At 63.7% G+C, this 18,744-nt stretch carries 14 protein-coding genes; 9 read left to right on the top strand and 5 right to left on the bottom strand.

From position 1 onward, the window contains the following. Nucleotides 1-29: 29 nt before the first annotated feature. From JWQ90_RS22205 to JWQ90_RS22190, 4 genes are all read right to left on the bottom strand, one after another. On the bottom strand, nucleotides 30-1,592 hold the full coding sequence (locus tag JWQ90_RS22205) for a ShlB/FhaC/HecB family hemolysin secretion/activation protein (protein WP_299697180.1): 1,563 nt from the start codon (nucleotides 1,590-1,592) through the stop codon (nucleotides 30-32). 228 nt (nucleotides 1,593-1,820) lie between these two features. Beyond that, nucleotides 1,821-2,147: a hypothetical protein gene (locus tag JWQ90_RS22200; protein WP_299697179.1), complete on the bottom strand. Its 327-nt coding sequence runs from the start codon at nucleotides 2,145-2,147 to the stop codon at nucleotides 1,821-1,823. A 277-nt stretch (nucleotides 2,148-2,424) separates the two neighbouring features. Further along, nucleotides 2,425-3,723 (bottom strand): OmpA family protein, encoded by a 1,299-nt coding sequence (locus tag JWQ90_RS22195; RefSeq protein WP_299697178.1) that lies wholly within the window; start codon nucleotides 3,721-3,723, stop codon nucleotides 2,425-2,427. A gap of 79 nt (nucleotides 3,724-3,802) precedes the next feature. After that, a complete protein-coding gene (locus JWQ90_RS22190; protein ID WP_299697177.1) occupies nucleotides 3,803-6,355 on the bottom strand; it encodes a TonB-dependent receptor in 2,553 nt (850 codons plus the stop codon). Nucleotides 6,356-7,118: 763 nt separating this feature from the next. Here JWQ90_RS22190 and JWQ90_RS22185 point away from each other — a divergent pair. Genes JWQ90_RS22185 through JWQ90_RS22175 form a run of 3 tightly spaced genes read left to right on the top strand, consistent with a single transcriptional unit; the run spans nucleotide 7,119 to nucleotide 11,000 of the window. Beyond that, nucleotides 7,119-9,389 (top strand): molybdopterin-dependent oxidoreductase, encoded by a 2,271-nt coding sequence (locus tag JWQ90_RS22185; protein ID WP_299697176.1) that lies wholly within the window; start codon nucleotides 7,119-7,121, stop codon nucleotides 9,387-9,389. Beyond that, nucleotides 9,374-9,652, top strand: a complete 279-nt coding sequence (locus JWQ90_RS22180; protein WP_366919572.1) for a 4Fe-4S binding protein — start codon at nucleotides 9,374-9,376, stop codon at nucleotides 9,650-9,652. The genes JWQ90_RS22185 and JWQ90_RS22180 overlap by 16 nt, the downstream gene beginning before the upstream one ends. Next, entirely contained in the window at nucleotides 9,645-11,000 is a 1,356-nt protein-coding gene (locus tag JWQ90_RS22175) for an FAD-dependent oxidoreductase (RefSeq protein WP_299697174.1), read from the top strand. Before JWQ90_RS22180 ends, JWQ90_RS22175 begins: the two co-directional genes overlap by 8 nt. Nucleotides 11,001-11,057: 57 nt before the next feature. Here the strand turns inward: JWQ90_RS22175 and JWQ90_RS22170 are convergent, their stop codons facing one another. After that, nucleotides 11,058-11,543 (bottom strand): DUF488 family protein, encoded by a 486-nt coding sequence (locus JWQ90_RS22170; protein ID WP_299697173.1) that lies wholly within the window; start codon nucleotides 11,541-11,543, stop codon nucleotides 11,058-11,060. A 472-nt stretch (nucleotides 11,544-12,015) separates the two neighbouring features. Here JWQ90_RS22170 and JWQ90_RS22165 point away from each other — a divergent pair, with 472 nt between their 5' ends. The 6 genes from JWQ90_RS22165 to JWQ90_RS22140 are packed head-to-tail and all read left to right on the top strand — an operon-like array spanning nucleotide 12,016 to nucleotide 18,744. Next, entirely contained in the window at nucleotides 12,016-12,330 is a 315-nt protein-coding gene (locus JWQ90_RS22165; protein WP_299697172.1) for an SH3 domain-containing protein, read from the top strand. A gap of 58 nt (nucleotides 12,331-12,388) precedes the next feature. Further along, the gene (locus JWQ90_RS22160; RefSeq protein WP_299697171.1) at nucleotides 12,389-13,027 is read left to right on the top strand and encodes an outer membrane beta-barrel domain-containing protein; all 639 of its coding nucleotides are present in this window, start codon (nucleotides 12,389-12,391) and stop codon (nucleotides 13,025-13,027) included. A gap of 17 nt (nucleotides 13,028-13,044) precedes the next feature. Beyond that, nucleotides 13,045-13,563, top strand: coding sequence for a hypothetical protein (locus JWQ90_RS22155; RefSeq protein WP_299697170.1), 519 nt, complete (start codon nucleotides 13,045-13,047; stop codon nucleotides 13,561-13,563). Continuing rightward, the gene (locus JWQ90_RS22150; protein ID WP_299697169.1) at nucleotides 13,560-15,029 is read left to right on the top strand and encodes a tetratricopeptide repeat protein; all 1,470 of its coding nucleotides are present in this window, start codon (nucleotides 13,560-13,562) and stop codon (nucleotides 15,027-15,029) included. The genes JWQ90_RS22155 and JWQ90_RS22150 overlap by 4 nt, the downstream gene beginning before the upstream one ends. Beyond that, entirely contained in the window at nucleotides 15,026-18,385 is a 3,360-nt protein-coding gene (locus JWQ90_RS22145; protein ID WP_299697168.1) for a tetratricopeptide repeat protein, read from the top strand. Before JWQ90_RS22150 ends, JWQ90_RS22145 begins: the two co-directional genes overlap by 4 nt. Beyond that, nucleotides 18,382-18,744, top strand: a complete 363-nt coding sequence (locus tag JWQ90_RS22140) for a hypothetical protein (RefSeq protein WP_299697167.1) — start codon at nucleotides 18,382-18,384, stop codon at nucleotides 18,742-18,744. The genes JWQ90_RS22145 and JWQ90_RS22140 overlap by 4 nt, the downstream gene beginning before the upstream one ends.

Raw genomic sequence — 18,744 nt, 5'->3', positions numbered from 1 at the left:
ACCGTAGATCATTAATGCCAAGAGCATATTCAGAGATGAGCCGATAGGGAAAACACGATATCCGAGCGTTCATTGTGCAACTCGGTCGAGCTGTAGCCGTGATGAGCGATCGGCATTGCGGAGGAGACGGCAGCGGTCAGCCAGGTTCTGTAGCTCAGGTCCAGCGAGATTCCGGCATCGGCGAGTGTGGAATGCTCCGAAGAATTCAGCGGCGTGGCGTGCAGGCTCGCACCCGCAACCTCTACGAAGGCGTGCGGCGTCAAGCTGAAGTTGCCGGATCGAAACGTCTTTGCATCGACCTGTAAGCGTGCAAGGCCACCTTCGTCTCCAATCAAGGCCCCAGGCAAAAAGCCGTCGAGGTTGCCCACGCCGCCGCCTAAGAACTGCTGTTGCTCCGGCACGCTGTCGCGGGACAGCTGGCCCGACAACGACATTGAACCACCCCAGCCCTGGTCCATGGACATCTCCAGCCGAACGGAGGGACGCAGCAGCACATAGCCAAGATCGGCCTGCTCGGGCGACGGACTCCTGCCGCCGTCCAGACCCTTGCGTGCCGACAGTCCGCCGGAAAGCTGCAGTTTCTCATCGAACAGCGGGACGGCCTTCAGAAACTGCAGGCCGGCTTCCAGCGAAGGATATTCCTGCGACTGCACCGTGCTCTCGGGATTTTCGGCGTGGACGCGCTTGTCGACGTAATCCGCCTTGAGCGTAACGCCGACGCGATGGTCGAAACCTGCCGCCAAAATCGTGGCCCATGAGGCTTCCACTTGGTCCAGCGCCCCATGCAGCTCCACGGGATCAGCGAAGCCCAACAGCGCCGCCAAGCCGGTCGCCGTCGCCGGCAATTCCTGCCGATAGCGCAGGGTTTGCCCCGAAATCCCGAAAATCCCCGCTGGCGTGACACGACTCCAGTCGAGCGTGTAGCCCCCATACGAAACGCCGTCGCTGCGGCCGTCTAGCCCACGCACCACGTCGGTCGTGGACACGCGCAAGCTGTCTCCCCAGCGCGTGTCCAGACTCGCTGCCGCGCTGGCAAAGTAGCGGCCGAGGAAGCGGTTACCGGGATTGCCGAATCCGGCGTCGAAATGCAGGGGGGAGCGGTCGGACGGCTGCTGTGCCAGGCCGAGGGCGAGGCCGCCGGATTCCGCAGCGAGAATTAGCTGGGCCGTTGAGCCAGTGCGATCGGCCAGCTCCGAAGCCAGCGTTCGCGCAGGCTCGATCATCGCATCGGTCAAGGGCGCCTTTTCCGCCACTCCAGAGAAATAGCTTGCATAGGGCTGCGCCATCTCGATCCTGACGATGGGGTCCTCGATGACCTGCACGTAGATGTCGTGATCGACCGCCGCATAGCGCACGCGGGTTCCCGGATACCCGGCCTTGTAGTAGTTCGCCCGCACGATTTCCACCACTTCGGAGAGCTTGACCGCAGCGCCAAGGGAATCCGCCAGTCCCGTCCTGTCGACCAGCGCCGGGCCGATGATGTGCACCTGATACTTCTGTACCGCGACCGACACGAAGTCGTCGCCCTGACGGCGAATTTCGGAGATTTCGACGGGCTCAGCCGGGATCGGAGGCGGTAGATCAACGGACATGCGTGCAAGCACCGCTACCGCACTTTTGGCGCGGCTGATCGAAAAAGGGGGCGGCCGCTGCCGTTCGTCGCATCGTGATCCGCCACATTTCCGACACTAACGCACCCATTACCGTGACGTGCATCAGAGCGGCCTGAGGATATTCATATCGACATCGATACGGCCGGAACAATGCCGCTTCACAGCATGGACCTCAGCGGCCTCATGCCGTGAAACGCTGGCGGTCAACTATCGAAACAGGTCGATTTCCTTCTGGACCTGTCGGCCGAGCTGGCCGGCATACTGAGTGCCGGAGGCCCCAACATCAATGCCGTTGAGCAGGTCGGCGACGTTGACACCGCCGAGTAGGACAAAGCGCTTACCCAAGGTCAGGTTCACGCCCGGCAGTTTGCCCAGGACCGGCAGGGCGAGTCCTTTGGAAGTGACGAGATTGTCGATAACCGGAATTTTCCCGGTGAGCTTGGCAACCGAGTTGTTGAGGTTCAGGCCGGCGGCCTCGGCGTTGCTGGAAGCTGCAAAGGCAAGCAGGAGTGCAGGGATGGCGATGCGATACATGGTGTCTCCTCTTTTGAGTTGTCGAACTCAGCTGACATCAATCAATTAAAAAAGGCCAGATCACGAGTGCGTGGGAGGGAGCGTGACTGGCCAATCGGTTTTCACGCGCTTCAAGAGCCATTCACTCGGATTGACTGCGGGTTGCCGATAAACTAATTCCAGGAAACCAGCGCTTGAATTGCGGCCGCCTCATTGCCGAAATGAAATGGGGAATCTGGCCATTACGGCGAGTGCAAGTCGAAACTCTCTCGTTGCATCCGCCGTGATGGACCCTTTATCAATTTGCGGGCGGCGCCTCCACTGAGTCCGGTGCGCTAGCCGGCGCCGGGGTAGGCTCCGGTGGCACGGTCACCGACACCGGATCGTTCGCACCCGTCGAAGTCGCGACGGCGGCGTCGCTGAAAGTCACCTCGAGTTCGACACGACGATTGATTTCGCGCCCTTCATCGGTGTCGTTGTCCGCGATCGGCTGCGTTTCGCCATAGCCCATCGCCGTCATCCGCGACGCATCGATGCCCTTGGACTCCAGATATTCAACGACTGATTTCGCGCGCGCATCCGACAGCTTTTGGTTGTACGAGTCCGAACCCTTGGAGTCGGTATGTCCGCTGAGTTCAACCTTGATGTTCGGATGTGCGACCAGTTCGTCGCCGACCGCGTCGAGAATGACCTGGGCGTTTGGCGTGAGCCGCGCCTTGTCGAATTCGAAGTTCACGCCGCGCAGTACGATGGTCTCGCCCGTCGCACAGCCCGACAGCAACACCTTCTCCCCCGGCTCAGGCGACTTGCAGGGCGGCGGTGGCAACGGCAGCGGGCAGCCCTTCGCGTCCACCGATGTGTTCGGCGGCGTGCCGGGGCACTGATCGATATCGTCTGGCACGCCATCTCCGTCACTATCAACAGGAGGAGTGGCGGGTACGACCTCAACTGGTGCCGGAGTCGGCGGCGTCGGCGAAGTCAGCGGTAGGGGAATCTGCAGGCCGATGCGCAGAATCAGGTCGTGGTAGTTGTAGGGCACGTCCGGCCGCGGCTTCGTCCGCGGGTCGTCCACCGGCCGCTGTTCGGTGACGCCGTCGTTGTATCGGCCCCAGCGGAACAAGCCTTCAGCGCGCAGCCCCATGCGGTAGCCGGCTATCTCCAACGGGAACATGTAGCCCGAGCCAATTTGCGCCGTCGAAATGACAAATGGGTCGGCAGCTTTGGCGTAGGTGATGGCATCGAGGATGCCGATGCCGCCCAGCCCGTACAAGCCGGGCATTTTGCCGAACGGAAATATCAGTACATTCGCGTAACCGCCGGCCAGGTTGGTGTGACTGGCGTAGGTATAGGTGGGGCCGGCTTCGAGCGCCACCGGGCCGCGGCGAACGCCGCCCAGCACATCGACGCCGCCACCCACGGTAGGCCGATTGCCGTCGCCAATGAAACCGGTGACGGTGCCCAGAATGCCCGCATAGGCGCCATCGCGGTAGAGAGGATCCACCGTGTCGTCCTGGGCGCGCGCGTCAAGCGGCAGCATGCCAATCGCCGTGGACATTAGTAACGACAACTTCAGGAACTGCTTGGTACGAGTCTGCATGTCGATTCTCTTCCCTTGGGCATCTCTCGATCTCGCTGGATACGAGCGACGCCAGTAGTATTTATCCCATCCCTGCGGACTAGAACGTCACCTTGACGTGCGCGCCATAGGTCCTGGGTGCATTGAGGGTGTCCAGCACACCGAAGTCAGCCGCGTAGCGGGACGACGTGTAGCTCTCGTCAAAAATATTTCTGACGAAGCCCGTCAGCTCGATACCCCAGGGCGTGTAGAAATAGCTCACATGGGTATCGACCAGCGTATAGGCCTTGGTGGCATAGAGCTTCTCCTGCTGCGGCGTGTTGTAGTAGCCCGAGTTGTAATTCGCGTTGGCCGCAAGCTCCACGCTGCTGTTGCCGAAGTTGATGGCCTGGTTCACTCCCACGCTGGAGGTGAAGGTCGGCGTGTTGACGATTCGGTTGCCTGAAAAGTCCCGCGCCGGCAGCGGTGAGCCCGGACCGAACGACAGGCCCGTGGCCGTGTCGAAACCGCGGCCATCGGGGAAACTCACGTACTTGCTTTTGAGGAAGGCGCCGCTCGCGGTGAACGCCAGGCCCGGGTCGATTTCGGGCAGCGCTTGCCAGGTCGAATCGAACTCGGCGCCGTAGATGCGCGCTTTCGGAGCATTGGCGAAGCGCACGACACCGCCCGAGGTCACCGACAGGAAAGCCGTCAGCAGTTCGTACTCGTTGACGTAGAAGGCCGCTGTGTTCAGCGTGAGCGTGCGATCGAACAGCTGCGTCTTGGCGCCGACTTCGAAGTTGTCCACCCGCGACGCCTTCACCTGGTCCGGCGGCGTGAAGAAGTTGATGGTGTTGTAAGTGGGCGACGTGAAGCCGCGCGCGAACGAGGCGTAGAGCTGCGTATCGTCCACCGGGAACCAGTTCAGCGCAGCCCGCAGCGGAACCTGCGTCGCCGAGACGTCAGGCACCGGGAACGTGAGCAGCGTCGTCTGGTCTTGGATACGGTCGCTGTGCGGGTTGTTCGGCGGCAGTATGATGCCCAGACGCCCCCCATGGAGGCCGCGGGTTTCCTGGTCGAGACGCGCGCCGAGAGTCAGGTTGAGCCTGGTGCTCAGGTCTAAGGTGCTCTGCAGATTCAGCGTGCCCTGGAAGTAGCCCGACAGCGATTCGGTCGAAAGGATACCGCCCGCCGTCAGCGTGGTGGGGCCTGTGAGCCCCGCGATCGGCGCGAGCCCTACCCCGGCCAGCGCCGCGTTCAAGGGAGTCGTGAACGCAGCGGCGAAGCCCGGAAATCCGAGGATCGCGGCAGGCAGATCGCCGAAACCATTGGCGCCGCCGACTTGCAGCTGCAGGCTAGGGAAGCCGCCGTTGCCCGTGAGATAGAAGGCGCCCGCCACGAACGAAAAGTACTCGCTGTAAGGCGTGCCCTCGTTCGACAGTAACTGGATTTCGGCGGTCTTCTGCTCCTGGAACTGATTGTCGGTGTAGAACGTTATCAGCGGCCGGTCAGTACTGTCGAAGTCCCACTGTGCAAACGAAATGTTGAGCCTCTGGATCGAGCCCAGAGCCTTCAATTCGATCGCATCCAACTTCCAGTCCGCGCTACCGCCATAGCTGAAGTTGATCAGTGCGTCGCCGCCGGAAAGATCCTGCGCCACAGACCGGGCTCTGGGCGTCGGATCCTTGGGCAAGAGAATGCCGCCCAAGGACAGCAGGGGCGCGGGCCGCGTCAGTTTGGTCGTGAGCGACAGCGGATCCGACTGCTCACCATAGACGCCAAATGCCGAGATCGTGAGCTGGTCCGTGGGATTCCACACCAGCTTGGTGCGCGCGCCACGCTGGAAGGTGTCGATTATCGGGCCGGCGACGTTCCGGTAGTAGCCGTCGCTGCGATTGGAGTATCCGGAAAGGGTGGCGCCGAATTGCTCGCTGACTGGCACATTCAAAAAGAAACTCGTGTTGAAAGTGTCGTAGTTGGCGAACTCGGTCGTGACATCGCCGCCGAAGGCGCCCTGGGGGTCGGGCGTCGTCAACGAGATTGCGCCGCCCGTGGAGTTGCGACCGAACAACGTGCCCTGCGGCCCCTTGAGCACTTCCACGCGCTGTAGGCGCCCCAGAACGTTTGCGGCACCCTGGCCGGAGAGCTGCGGAATGCCGTCGACGTACACCGGCACGTTCGGGTCAGCCGAGGGCAGGAAGGCGTCCGTGCCCACTCCGCGCATAAAGATAACGGTATAGCCCGCTTTGTTCTGCAGCACGAGGCCGGGCGTGAGGGCGGGCAAGTCCTCGACCTTCTTGACACCGAGCGCGTCGAGCTTTTCGCCGGTGAATGCCTGCACCGAGATCGGCACGTCCTGGAGTCTCTCGTCGCGGCGCTGGGCGCTCACGATGACCTCTTCGATCAGACGGTTGCCACTGCCGGATGCTTCAGCCCCGGCGGGCGCAGCTTCGGCAGTAACAGAGATGGCAGTGCCCACGGGCGCAGTAGCCTCGGGCACGGCATCGGAGGCGGTCGTCGTTTCCGGCGCCGGTGCAGAATCGGCCGCTGTCGGATCGGGTGTTCCGGGCTGAGTAGTGGCGGCCTCGGCGGGCGGGGTTTCCATCTGCGCATAAGCCGGCATCACGGGAATCGCTGCACCACAGGCCAACATCAATCGCACTATGTTCTTCATGTCTCCCTTCTCTCCTGCCAATTCAGATCAATAGCTTTTTAAATAATTGCCGAACAACCCAAGCAGGCCGACGGCCGATCGCAAGCGCTGCCTTAATCGGCGCGCTGAGTCGCCGGTGCGACGCTGCTATCCGGGAAAGTTGTTCGCTGCGATGCAGACGTCATTGCCGGAACGGCCAAGCCTGTTGCCCGCGCTAGACGTATTGCTCTTCTCACTGATGCTCCCCTATCCATTGCACTTGGTTGATTCACTATCAGGAGCTAACCGTCCGGTTGATAAAATGCGGCCGCGTCCGGCTATTCACGCCGTGCCGTTATGAGCCCAAGTTTCGGACTGAGCCTTGCGAAGGGCAGCCGCCACCACTGCAGATAAGATCTGCTTCGAATAGAAATGAATTTCCAAAACTCATGGACCGCGTTCAGAGGCGGTCTATCGAGTTATGTCTTTGTCGTTGTCATCGTTTGCTCTCCTCTCACTTTCGCCAGCATCCCGATCGGGTGCCAGATTATTTATAGGGCCACTCATCAACCCTATTAGGATTCGACGGAGAGACCGACCTACACACCGACTTTAATGTTGCGTTGCGGCACGCCGACAAATCCGTTTGTTGTTTTAACAAAGATGATTTACCGGTGAATCATACGTTGCCACATCCATTAGACCAGTGCAAGATGCCGTTCATCGGAAGTTCAAGTGACTTCCGACGGTCTTGATGAGGGGCCGCAGCGATTATCGAAATATAAAATCAGTGAGGAGTAACGCGATGTCGAGCCAGAAGTTGCCGACAGAAAGATCGCTCACAAAGCAGGCCGCCGTTGGCGCAGCGACGATCACCGCCGCCGAACCCGCGACCATCAGAAAGAAAATCTTCTGCGGCGTTTGTGAAGGCTCTTGCGGACTCGAGGCGACGGTCCGCGGCGACGACATCCTGAGTCTTCGGCCGGATCCCGATCATCCCAATACCCGCGGGTTCGCCTGCGCCAAAGGTCTTGCCTTCTCGGCGGTTCGCGACGACCCGGATCGCCTGCTGCATCCGCTCAAGCGGCAAGCCGACGGCAGCTTCGTGAAAGTGTCGTGGGACCAAGCGCTCGACGAGATCGGAGCGCGGATGAATGCCATCATCGCCGAGCACGGAACCGAGTCGATCGGTCTCTACCAGGGCAACTCGGTGGCCTGGAACTTCGGTGCTTTCCTCAACCTGTTCGGAATGGCCGGCGCGCTCAAGACCAAGCACCTGTACAGCGCCGCCTCCATCGACATCAACGGGTATTGGCTGATCAGCCAGCTGCTCTACGGCAGCAACTTCCTCAATCCGATTCCGGATATCGTGCGCACCGACTTCATGCTCTGCCTGGGCGCCAACCCGGCGGTGTCGCACGGCAGCATGGCCAACATCGGCCGCTTCCGCGACACCATGGTGGAAGTCACGCAGCGCGGCGGACGTGTCGTGGTGGTCGATCCACGGCGCAGTGAAACAGCGGTGTTGTTCGAGCACATTCCGATCAGGCCCAATGGCGACGTCTGGCTGCTGGCGGCGCTGCTCAAGGTGATCTTCGACGAAGGTCTTGCCGACATGGAGGCGCTGCGGACACAGACTTCCGGGCACGAGATACTGCCGGATATTCTGGCGTCGCTGGAGCTGTCGCGCGCAGCGAGCGTCGCCGGCATCCCGGTCGATCAGATCAGGCAGTTGGCCCGCGATTTCGCAGCGGCGAAATCGGCCTGCGCCTATGGACGTTGCGGCATGTCGATCGGCCCGTTTGCGTCTCTCGGCAAGTACTTTCTCGATGCGCTGAACATCGTTACCGGCAATCTGGACCGGCCCGGCGGCTGGTGCTTCGGACGACCGTTCATCGATCTTGAAACCATGATGCATCGCACGAAGAGCACCGGATACGATCGCTGGCGGACCCGCGTCGACCAGTTCCCCGAAGTGGCCGGTACCTCCCCGGTGGTGAGCATCCCGCGCGAGATCATGACGCCCGGCAAGGGGCGGTTGCGTGTGATGATGGTCATTGGCGCCAATCCCGTGACCAGCAGCCCCGCCGCCGACGAGTTGCGCGACGCTTTTGAACAGCTCGACCTGCTCATCTCGCAGGACGTCTACATGACGGAAACCAGCCGCCTGGCGCATTACATCCTGCCGCCTACGGTTTGGATCGAGCGCGAAGGCTTTCCGATATTCACGCAATCGCATTCGGGCGTGCCGCACGCACAGTGGGTGGGGCCGACCGTTGCCCCACGCGGCGACACCCGTGACGACTCGTGGATCATGGACGAGATCTGCAGGCGGATCGGCATCGTCCCCGCCGATTTCCCTGGCGCCCAGATGCTGGGCAAGCTCGGCCTGCGAGCCACGCCTTCTTTCCTGATGGACGTCGGACTACGCACGGGCCCCGAAGGCGACTGGTACGGCCTGCGCCCGAGCGGCTTGACGCGCAAGAAGCTCATGGACAACAACGGTGCGGTCAAACTCGCCGACAGTGTGCCAACCGGAATTCTGAAGAAGCGCATCTTCACCAAGGGTGGCAAGGTCCAGCTCGACCACGCGCTGATCCGCGATGAGATGAGGCGGCTGCTGGCATTCAATACCGAGGTGGATGCGCAATATCCGCTGAGCATGATCAGCCTGCGCGAACTGCGGACGCAGAACACCTGGCTGCACAATATCCCGAAGCTGATCGTCGGCGATCGCGTGCAACGCCTGCGCATTCATCCCGACGATGCGGCGCGATTCGGCATTGAGGATGGCGACCCGGTCGAGATCACCTCGCGCTACGGCCAAATTCGCGTGCCGGCGGCTCGGGTCAGCGAAGAGATGATGCCCGGCAGCGTTGCACTCCCTCAAGGCTGGGGACACACCGGCACCTGGAACCGAGCCGTGGCCGTGGGCGGCGCCGGCTACAACCGCCTGACCAGCAATCGCGTCGACTCCACCGATCTGCCCAGCGGCAATGCCACGGTCAATGGAATCGCGGTGCGCATCCGTTCATTGAAAGCATTGGAGGCGAGCGTCTCATGCCTTACGTCGTAGCAGCGCCCTGCGTGGCCGATTACTCCTGCGTGGAGGTTTGTCCGGTCGACTGCATCCATCCGATGCCAGACGAATCCGGCTTCGACAAGGCCGCGCAGCTCTACATCGACCCAGGAAAATGCACGGACTGTGGCGCCTGCGAGGAAGCATGTCCCGTGACGGCGATCTTTGCCCACGATCAATTGCCAGCGAAGTGGGTGCACTACGCGCGGATCAACGCCGAGTACTTCCACGTTCAAAGCGCGGAGCCCATCGATGGCTGAGCAACGCCCCCTGAGAGTCGCCATCGTCGGCAGTGGACCTTCCGGCATGTATGCGGCCGGTCATCTGCTCGAGAATCCGGCGGGTACTTTCATGCAAGGCCGACTGATCAAACGCGTGAACCGGCCCATCGAGGTGGATGTGCTCGACCGCCTACCCACGCCCTGGGGCCTGATCCGCGGCGGCGTGGCGCCCGATCATCCCGACAAGAAAAAGATGAGCCGGGTCTACGACGCGATCGCACACCGTCCGGGCTTCCGTTTCATCGGCAACGTGAACGTGGGCGAGTCGGTTACCACCCAAGAACTGTCGCACTGGTACGACGCCGTGATCTATGCGTTCGGCGCCGATGGCGAACGGCGGCTCGGCATCCCCGGCGAAGATTTGCCGGGCTGCAGCTCGGCACGCCGTTTCGTGGGCTGGTACAACGGCCATCCCGATTTCAGCCATCTGCCGTTCGACCTGCGCAGCCAACGCGCGGTGATCATCGGCAATGGCAACGTGTCCATGGACGTCGCGCGAATCCTGCTCAAACCGGTGGACGAATTGCGCAGAACGGACATCGCCGCCCACGCGCTGGAGGCGCTGGCTCGCAGCCAGGTTCGTGAGGTCGTGATCCTCGGTCGCCGCGGCCCCGAAGACGCCGCGTACAACTTCCCCGAACTGGAAGAGCTCGGCGACTTGCCCGACACCGCGATCGTCGTGGAAGACGAGAACGCAGCGAGGGCCGTGCTGGCTTGCGGCCCGGGCAGCGCAGAGAAAATGCAGGTATTGAAGCATCTGCTCGCGACTCGTCGCAGCGGCAGCCGGCGCATCGTTCTGCGGTTCCATACATCTCCCGTTGCTCTCATCGGCGACAACCGAGTCGAAGGCATACGCATCGCGCCGACAAGCAATCCCGATGCGGGCAATGAAGTTCTGACCACCGGAATGGTGTTGGCCGCAGTTGGTTATCGAGGTCGATCTCTACCGGGCTTGCCGTTCGACGAGGCCCGAGGCGTGGTACCGAGTCAGTGCGGGCGCGTGATGGACGGCCCCAATCCGGTTTCCGGAGCCTATGTGACTGGATGGATACGGCGCGGTCCGCAGGGAATCATCGGCAGCAACAAGAAGTGTGCGCGTGATTGCGTCGAGGCACTTATGGCCGACGCTGAGTCCGCCGCGCTACCTCGCCAGGGGACGCTCGACGCAAAGACCACCCTGACAAAATTCGCCGAGCGCACTACGTCCACAACTTCGTTTGCCGACTGGCAACGGATCGACATGACCGAGCGGGCCGAAGGCCTTAGGTTGTCAAGACCAAGGGTCAAGCTGACTACTTTCAATGAACTTATGGCAATGGTTTCCTGATGGGGACCATCCACCGGTTCCCGGATCGGGGGCTGATCGTCAGCTTGATTTATCCACCTAAGCTGCAGCTCGGCGAGCAAGCTCAGGGATCACTATTCGGGCCGTGATATGTGCCACCGGCAGAGCGCCCGCCTGGCTCACCGCCCGAGCCACATAGGTGCGATGGCATCGAGTGTAGTCAGCCTCAAAGCACATCAGGGCAGCAGTCGTCACGCTGCCGATCTTTGCCAGTTCGGCCAGCGCCGCGCGCTGGGTAGCGAGGTGAGCCATGAAGGACACGGTGTACCGCTTCCAGTCTCCGTCGACCTTGTACCGATCGCGGACCGCCTTGGGGCACCCAAGCGTGGGCATGTGGACATAGGCAATACCGCGATCTGCGAGCAGTTTAGACAACGCAGTTTTAGAGAACCCGGCCTTCCGGGAGAGCGGCAGCTCTCTGACGTCCACTAGCGTTTTAACCCCCTCCGCCTTTAGCCGGCTGATGAAGGCCTCCGAGGTCATACCCTCGTAGCCGGCGGTGTAGAGATAGCGGGGAGATTTCATCGTCGCGCATCTTACCGGTCCACCTCTGGCTTGTTGGCTCCCCCTATTCGCGAACTCAATTAGAATGGGCAAAAAGCACTCAGACAATGCGACAATGCCTGGATTCGCAGGCACCCTCGACATTTAGCAAGCGACTGATTCTAATAGGACCCGAATGACTGACCTATTTGCACCCCAACAACGCGCCCGCGCCGCATGAGGGAGCCGGGCCCCAAAAGATAATTTTCCGATGGGGCGTTCAGGTGAGGGCTGCCCCTTATTCGTGATCGCTTTTTGTTTATCTTTTTGTTTACGGGGGCTCGTGTCCCGCCCCTCGACGACTGGAATCCTTTCGTCGATTTGAAACCTTGTGCGTAAAGCCGCTGTCGGAGACCCGGCTTCAATATTGGTCATTAACCGGCGAGCAAGTCTTGCTTGCTAGATTATTCGCGATTCCGCCGCTGGGCGGACTCCTCAGAAATAGGGACGTCGATTGAGCTATCTGCGATGGTGGATCTGGGTCTGCTGCGGGCTGCTGCCGCTGGCCGCCCAGGCCGAGGACTATCCCTCGGTTGAAATCCTGGTGCCCTTCGTCGAACTGCACACCGCTCCGGACGAGCGTTATCCGATTCACGATATCGCCGAGCACGGCCAGCAGGTGAGCGTGATCAAGCGCCGGGCCCGCTGGTACAAGGTCCGCACCAGCGAGGGAAAACAAGGCTGGGTTTCCGACGAACAGTTGCGCTCGTCGCTGACCGCCGCGGGACTGGCTTCGCTCCCGGAAACCTCCTCCGATTATCACCCTTAGGACCCCCCACGTGACCTCGCAATCGACGGCCTTGATTCGACGCGCCCGCCAGTCGGCAATGATTCTTTCCGTGCTGGCTTCACTGTCCGCGTGCAGCCTGTGGCCGGGCTACGAGAACGACAAACGGGACAATGCGCGGCCGCTGCCCGGAGAAGAAGCGCAGGCACAGCCGGTCGATCCGAACCTGGAGCGGCCGGATGTCGGGATCAAGCAGATCAAGTCGCAGGACTACGAAGTCGGCGGCTACGCCGGCATCATCGTCTTCGACCGCAATCACACCAGTGGCCTGTACGGCGTGCGCGCGGCGTACCACAAGTCGGAGAACTTCTTCGTCGAGGGCAATTATGCGTTCGCATCGACCGTCGGCTACAACCAGGCCCGCAACCTGCTCGGCGGCAGCGACGGAGCCGACATCAAGTACAAGAGCTTCGGCTTCAGCGCCGGCTACAACCTGATCCCGGGCGACCTGTACGTGTCCAGGGGCTATACCGTCCCGTTCGTGATCTATGGGATCGGCGGCTTCGGCTTCGCAAAATTTGAGGATGACAGCCACACCTCGTACAGCCTCGGCGCCGGCCTGAAGATGATGCCGACCGACTGGCTGGCGATCCGCTTCGAACTCAGGGATCAGGCCTGGTCCGCGTACGGGATCGATCACAACGCCGAATTCACGTTTGGCCTGGCCGGCTACTTTTGATCGTGCGCCGATCGTCGATGACGCGCGTACTGGCACTCGTGGTCTGCGCCCTCGCCGGCAGCATGGCGGCGGCTGAAGCGGCCGAAGACGCGCGCCTCGTCGATGACGATTCGCAGAATCTGAAACGCGAAATCCTGGAACTCGATCGCGATCTGCGCGTGCTCGAAGACCAGACGCTGTACCCGGCGCCGACCCGGGTCGCGGTCTTTGTCGCGATGGATATCGGTGCCTTTTTCAAACTGCAGAGCCTGCGCATCCAGCTCGACGGCCGCGAAGTCGCGCAGCACACCTACACCGACGCCGAAACCGCGGCGCTGATCCGCGGCGCGACGCAGCAGCTATATGTCGGCAACGCCGCCGGCGGTGCGCATCAGTTGCTCGCGGTATTCACCGGTATCGGGCCGCATGGCCGGCCCTATCGGCGTGCCGCCAGCCTCGATTTCGACCAGAGCGCCGGTCCGCGCAACATCGAGCTGCGCGTCGGCGACGGCGAGAATCGCCAGCAGCCCGAATTCACCGCCAGGGTCTGGCCATGACGCGAACGCGCGCCACCCTCGCCGCCGCCGGCCTGCTGCTGTTATGTACGGCGGCCGCCGGCGCCGACAAGCAGGCCGAAGGCGCCAAGCCACTGCGCGATCTGTACTACGGCGACGTGCTCTACCACTACTATCAGGATCAGGATTTCGACGCGCTGACCCGGCTGATGACGGCCCGCGCGCAGAACCATCCGCAGGCGAACGACGCCGAAGGCGAGCTGCTGCTGGCCGGCCTGCTGCTGTCGTTCGGCCAGACCCGGGACGCGATCGCCGGCTTCGAACACGGCCTGCAAACCGAGACCCGCCCGGACAAGCGCAACCAGGCCTGGCTGTCGCTGGCGCGCGCGCTGCATCAGCGCGACGCGAACCCCGAGGCACTCGCCGCACTGAAACACATCGACGCGCCGCTGGAAGACGATCTCGAAGCCGACCGGCAGATGCTGACGGCGGAGCTGCTGATCGGCGCCGGGCGTTACGACGAGGCGGCGAGCACGCTGCAAAACTGGAAAGGCAGCCGCGACTGGATGAGCTACGCACGCTACAACCTCGGCGTCGCGCTGCTCCGCGCCGGCCGCACCGCCGAAGGTGAAAAACAGCTGGAACAAGTCGACCACTCGGATCTCCAGGCCGAAGAACAGCAGGCGCTGCGCGACCGCGCCAACACCGCGCTCGGCTACTCCTATCTGCAAGCCCGGCAATGGGATGCCGCACGCACGGCGCTGCGGCGCGTGCGGCTCGCCGGCCCCAGTTCCAACCAGGCGCTGCTCGGGCTGGGCTGGGCCGAGTCGGGGCTCGAGCACGATCGCGACGCGCTGGTGCCGTGGATGGAGCTCGCCAGCCGCGATACCGGCGATCTGGCCGTACAGGAGGCGCTGCTCGCAGTGCCCTACGCGATGGCTCGCGCCCATGCGCCGACGGCCGCAGCCGATCAGTACCTGGTCGCGGTCAATCGCTACGAGCAGCAAGTGCAGCAACTCGCGGGGCTCGGCGCTGCGGTCGCCAAACCGGCCTTCGTCGACCGCCTGCTGGCAGCGAGCGAGCAGCAGGGCGACGCGAAAACAGACCCCGGCAAACCGATCGCGCCGCTGGATCATTTGCCCGATGCGCCCGAATACCGCGCGCTCGCCAAGCTGATCGCGTCCGACGGCTTCCAGGCCGGGCTGCACAACGCGCGCCGGCTGGCGTTTCTGAAACAGCATCTCGCCGGCTGGTCGCAGCGGGTCGCGGTGCTGAAAACCTCGGCACCGTCGGCAAACTGGTCTGCGCAGTCCGCGCGCATCGCACAGCTCTCCGATGCCTGCGAGCGGATGCTGGCCAGGCAGCGCAGCGCCTTACAGGATCAGGCCGCTGCCGAACTGCAGCGTACCGGGCAGAGGTTGCGCGAATACCAGACCGAGGCGCGCTTCGGCCAGGCGCGTCTGCTCGACCGTTCGGCGACCGCGCCGGCCGCCGGTAAGCGGCCATGATCGTGGCGACCACCCTGCTCGCCGCATCGCTGATGTGGCCGTTCAGCAGCGACGACAAGAAGGAGCCGCCGCCGCGCGAAGGCACGCTGGGCAGCCTGCAGGACCGTAGGCCCGAGCTGCCGCCGGAACCACCGCCCAGCGCCGACGCCAACGAGCGCGCGCGCCGGGGCTATCAGCAATATCTGGAGCAGCCGCAGGCCGATCCGAAACTCGCCGCGGAGGCGATGCGGCGCATCGCCGACCTCGAACTCGAAAGCGCCGATCTCGCCGATGCCGGCAACGAGACGCGCGTGACCTCGTATCGCCAGGCCGCGGCACGTTATCGCGACCTGCTGAAGCGCTACCCCGAAGACCCGCACAACGACCAGGTCCTGTATCAGCTGGCGCGCGCCGAAGAAGGCGGCGGCGACGCCAAGGCCGCACTGGCCGCGCTCGCCGAGTTGGCGGCGCGCTATCCGCAATCGGCGCTGATCACTGAAGCCCAATTCCGCCGCGGCGAAGTACTGTTCGGCCAGCATCACTACGACGAAGCCGAAAAATCCTTCGCCGCCGTGGTCGCGCGCGGACCGGGCACCGCCGCGGCGAAAGATGCGGAGAACAATTACTTCGAGCCGGCCCTGTACAAGCAGGGCTGGTCGCGGCTGAAGCAGGACGAGTATCAGGCCAGCCTGGATCTGTTCTTCCAGCTGCTCGACCGCCGTCTCGGCAAAGTGCCGGCCAGCGCGATCGACGCGCATCTGGCGGCGATGGCGCGGCCCGAACGCGAGCTGATCGACGACAGCCTGCGCGCGATGGCGCTGGCCTGCCTGAACCTCGGCTCACCGAAGATCGTCGGCGAACAGCTCGCCAAGCACGGCGACCCGGTCTACGGCTACATGCTCTACAACAGCCTGTCGGCGATCTACCTGAAACAGGAGCGCTACAACGACGTCGCCGGCACGATGATGGGCTTCGTCGAGGCGCATCCGCAGCATCCGCAGGCGCCGTCCTTCGAGATCCAGGCGATCGCCGCGCTCGAAGCCGGCGGCTTTGCGACGCAGGCGTTGACGATGCGCGACGACTACGTGCACCGCTTCGGCCTCGACCAGCCGTACTGGGCGAGCCGCAAACCCGCCGACCAGCCCGCGGCCGTCGACTACCTGCGCGACTCCAGCTGGATGCTCGCGCAGCAGCACCACGCGCTGGCGCAGAACAAAAATGCCAAGCCGGACGAACGCGCCGCCGAATCACGCGCCGCGGCCGCGCAGTACCGGCTGTATGCGCGCTATTTCCCGCAGGACCCGCGCGCGCCGCAGGCGCAGTTCCTGCTCGGCGACCTGCTCTACGACGGCGGCGACCTGCCCGGCGCGATCACCGCCTATGAAGCGGCGGCCTACGACTATCCGAAGTTCGACCGCCGCTCCGACGCCTCCTATGCCGCGTTGCAGGCCTACCAGAAACACGAGGCCGCACTCGCCGGCAGCGAACGCGACGCCTGGCATCGCAAGCGCCTGACCGCGGACCTGCGTTTCTCCAGCACTTTCTCCGAGCGCAAGGAGGCCGCGCAGGTGCAATCCAGCGCCGCCGCCGGCCTGTTCGAATCCGGCGATCTGGTCACCGCCGTCGCGGCGGCCGAAGGCGTGACCAAGGACCCGAAAGCCGACAACGATTCCAGGCGCGTCGCCTGGCGCGTGATCGGCCATGCGGCGTTCGACAAGCAGGACTACGCGCGTGCAGAAGCCGCCTACCTGCAGGTGCAGAAGCTGGCGCCGTCTGGCGAGGCGCCGGACCAGGAAATGGCCGAACGGCTCGCGGCATCGATCTATCGCCAGGGCGAGAAAGCGCAGGCGGACGGCCAGGCACAGCAGGCCGCCGACCATTTCTCGCGCGTCGCCGCCGAGGCGCCGGACAGCAAGATCCGCATGACCGCCGACTACGACGCGGCGATGGCGACACTCAAGGCCGGCAAACCGGCGGCGGCGATCCCGATGCTGCTCGCCTTCCGCAATCAGCACGCCGGCGAGCCGCTGGCCGCCGAGGTCACCAAGACCCTGGCCGCGACCTACGAGAAGAACGGCCAGCCGCGCGAAGCCGCGGCCGAGCTGCAGCGGATTTCGGACACGGCGGGCACCGATCCGCAGCTGCAGCGCGAAGCGCTGTGGCACAGCGCCGAACTGCTGCAGACCATCGACAAACCCGCCGCCGAACGCAGCCTGCGCCAGTACGTCGAGCGCTATCCGCTGCCGTTCGACACCGCGATCGAGGCTTATCAGAAGCTGATCGATCTGGCCGGCACCGGTGGCGATATCGACGTGCAGAACGAATGGTCGCGCCGACTGGTGAACTTCGAGTCCACCGGTGGCGCTGCGCGCACCGAGCGCTCGCGCGCGCTGGCGGCACATGCCTCGCTGGTGCCGGCCCAGGCCGCGCGCGATGCCTTCCTCGCGGTGGAGCTGAATCTGCCGCTGAAGGCCAGCCTCGCGGCCAAGCGCAAGCGCCTGGAAGACGCGCTCGCCGCCTACGGACGCGCCGCCGACTACGGCGTCGCCGACGTGCTGACCCAGGCCACGTTCGAAACCGCCGAGCTGTACCACGAACTCGCGCGCGCGCTGAAGAAGTCCGAGCGTCCGCGCGATCTCGACGCCGCCGCGCTCGAGCAGTACGAGCTGTTGCTGGACGAGCAGATCTTCCCGTTCGAGGACAAGGCGATCGCGATCCACGAGGGCAATGCGCGGCGCGCGCGCGACGGCCTGTACGACGTCTGGGTACAGAAGAGCTACGCCGAACTGGCCGGCCTGTCGCCGGGCCGCTACGGCAAGGGCGAGTTGCCCGAGACCTCGGTGCCCGCTGCGGCGGCGGGGACCGCCGTCCCACCCGGCGCGATCCCGCTGTTCGATGCGGCCGTGGCCAACCTGCAGGCGCGCAACTATCCGGCGGCCGAAGCGGGATTCAAATCGCTGATCAAGGACTACCCGGGCCTCCCCGGCGCCATGGTCAATCTCGGCCTGGTCTACCGGCAGATGAACTATCCGGCCGACGAAGAGACCGCGCTGAAGAAAGCCGCGAGCAGCTTCCCGCGGTTTGCGCCGGCGCAGCATCAGCTCGGCGTCTGGCTGCGCCGCCACGGCCGCTTCAGCGAGGCCGACGACGCCCAGGCGCTCGCCATCGCCGCCGACCCTGGCTATCGCGGCGCGCATTACGATCGCGGCGTGCTCAACGACCTGTACCTGCAGCGTCCGCAGCAGGCGCTGGCCGAGTACGAGAAGTATCAAAGCCTGCTGCCGGAACCCGATCCGCAGGTCGCCAGATGGATCGTCGACCTGCGTCGCCGCACGTCGGCACCCACCCCATCCACTCCCAGCGATGGTGCACCATGACCCGGCTCTTGCATGGAACCCGACAACTCGGACCGATCGCCGGCTGGCTGCTGGCAATGGCGGTGATGGCGACCGCCGTGCCCGCGGCCGCGGCCGCGCAGGATGCGAAAACGCCGGCGAAACCTGCAGCCGACCCGCCACGCCAGGAACTGCAACTGGACACTACCGCGATCACCGGCAGCCGCGAACTCCCGACCGTGATGAATATCCTGCCTTGGAAACATGCACCGACCAGCGACCTGCCCGGCGCACCGCCCGATTCATTGCTGAATGAAGTGGCGCAGCCGGTGAACCGGGTCGAGTTCCGGCGCGAACTCCGTTACGCCGATCCGGCCAACAGCTCTCAAACCAGGCCCTGA

It is taken from the genome of Hydrocarboniphaga sp. (assembly GCF_028291725.1).
Lineage (GTDB): Bacteria > Pseudomonadota > Gammaproteobacteria > Nevskiales > Nevskiaceae > Hydrocarboniphaga.
The sequence above is the reverse complement of the archived record's forward strand: the minus strand, read 5'-3'. Positions and strand labels throughout refer to the sequence as shown.

What these genes read in the sequence shown, in the direction of transcription:
- JWQ90_RS22205 (WP_299697180.1), bottom strand. Translation starts at nt 1,592, where the DNA reads ATGTCCGTTGATCTACCGCCTCCGATCCCGGCTGAGCCCGTCGAAATC.
- JWQ90_RS22200 (WP_299697179.1), bottom strand. Translation starts at nt 2,147, where the DNA reads ATGTATCGCATCGCCATCCCTGCACTCCTGCTTGCCTTTGCAGCTTCC.
- JWQ90_RS22195 (WP_299697178.1), bottom strand. Translation starts at nt 3,723, where the DNA reads ATGCAGACTCGTACCAAGCAGTTCCTGAAGTTGTCGTTACTAATGTCC.
- JWQ90_RS22190 (WP_299697177.1), bottom strand. Translation starts at nt 6,355, where the DNA reads ATGAAGAACATAGTGCGATTGATGTTGGCCTGTGGTGCAGCGATTCCC.
- JWQ90_RS22185 (WP_299697176.1), top strand. Translation starts at nt 7,119, where the DNA reads ATGTCGAGCCAGAAGTTGCCGACAGAAAGATCGCTCACAAAGCAGGCC.
- JWQ90_RS22180 (WP_366919572.1), top strand. Translation starts at nt 9,374, where the DNA reads ATGCCTTACGTCGTAGCAGCGCCCTGCGTGGCCGATTACTCCTGCGTG.
- JWQ90_RS22175 (WP_299697174.1), top strand. Translation starts at nt 9,645, where the DNA reads ATGGCTGAGCAACGCCCCCTGAGAGTCGCCATCGTCGGCAGTGGACCT.
- JWQ90_RS22170 (WP_299697173.1), bottom strand. Translation starts at nt 11,543, where the DNA reads ATGAAATCTCCCCGCTATCTCTACACCGCCGGCTACGAGGGTATGACC.
- JWQ90_RS22160 (WP_299697171.1), top strand. Translation starts at nt 12,389, where the DNA reads ATGATTCTTTCCGTGCTGGCTTCACTGTCCGCGTGCAGCCTGTGGCCG.
- JWQ90_RS22155 (WP_299697170.1), top strand. Translation starts at nt 13,045, where the DNA reads ATGACGCGCGTACTGGCACTCGTGGTCTGCGCCCTCGCCGGCAGCATG.
- JWQ90_RS22150 (WP_299697169.1), top strand. Translation starts at nt 13,560, where the DNA reads ATGACGCGAACGCGCGCCACCCTCGCCGCCGCCGGCCTGCTGCTGTTA.
- JWQ90_RS22145 (WP_299697168.1), top strand. Translation starts at nt 15,026, where the DNA reads ATGATCGTGGCGACCACCCTGCTCGCCGCATCGCTGATGTGGCCGTTC.
- JWQ90_RS22140 (WP_299697167.1), top strand. Translation starts at nt 18,382, where the DNA reads ATGACCCGGCTCTTGCATGGAACCCGACAACTCGGACCGATCGCCGGC.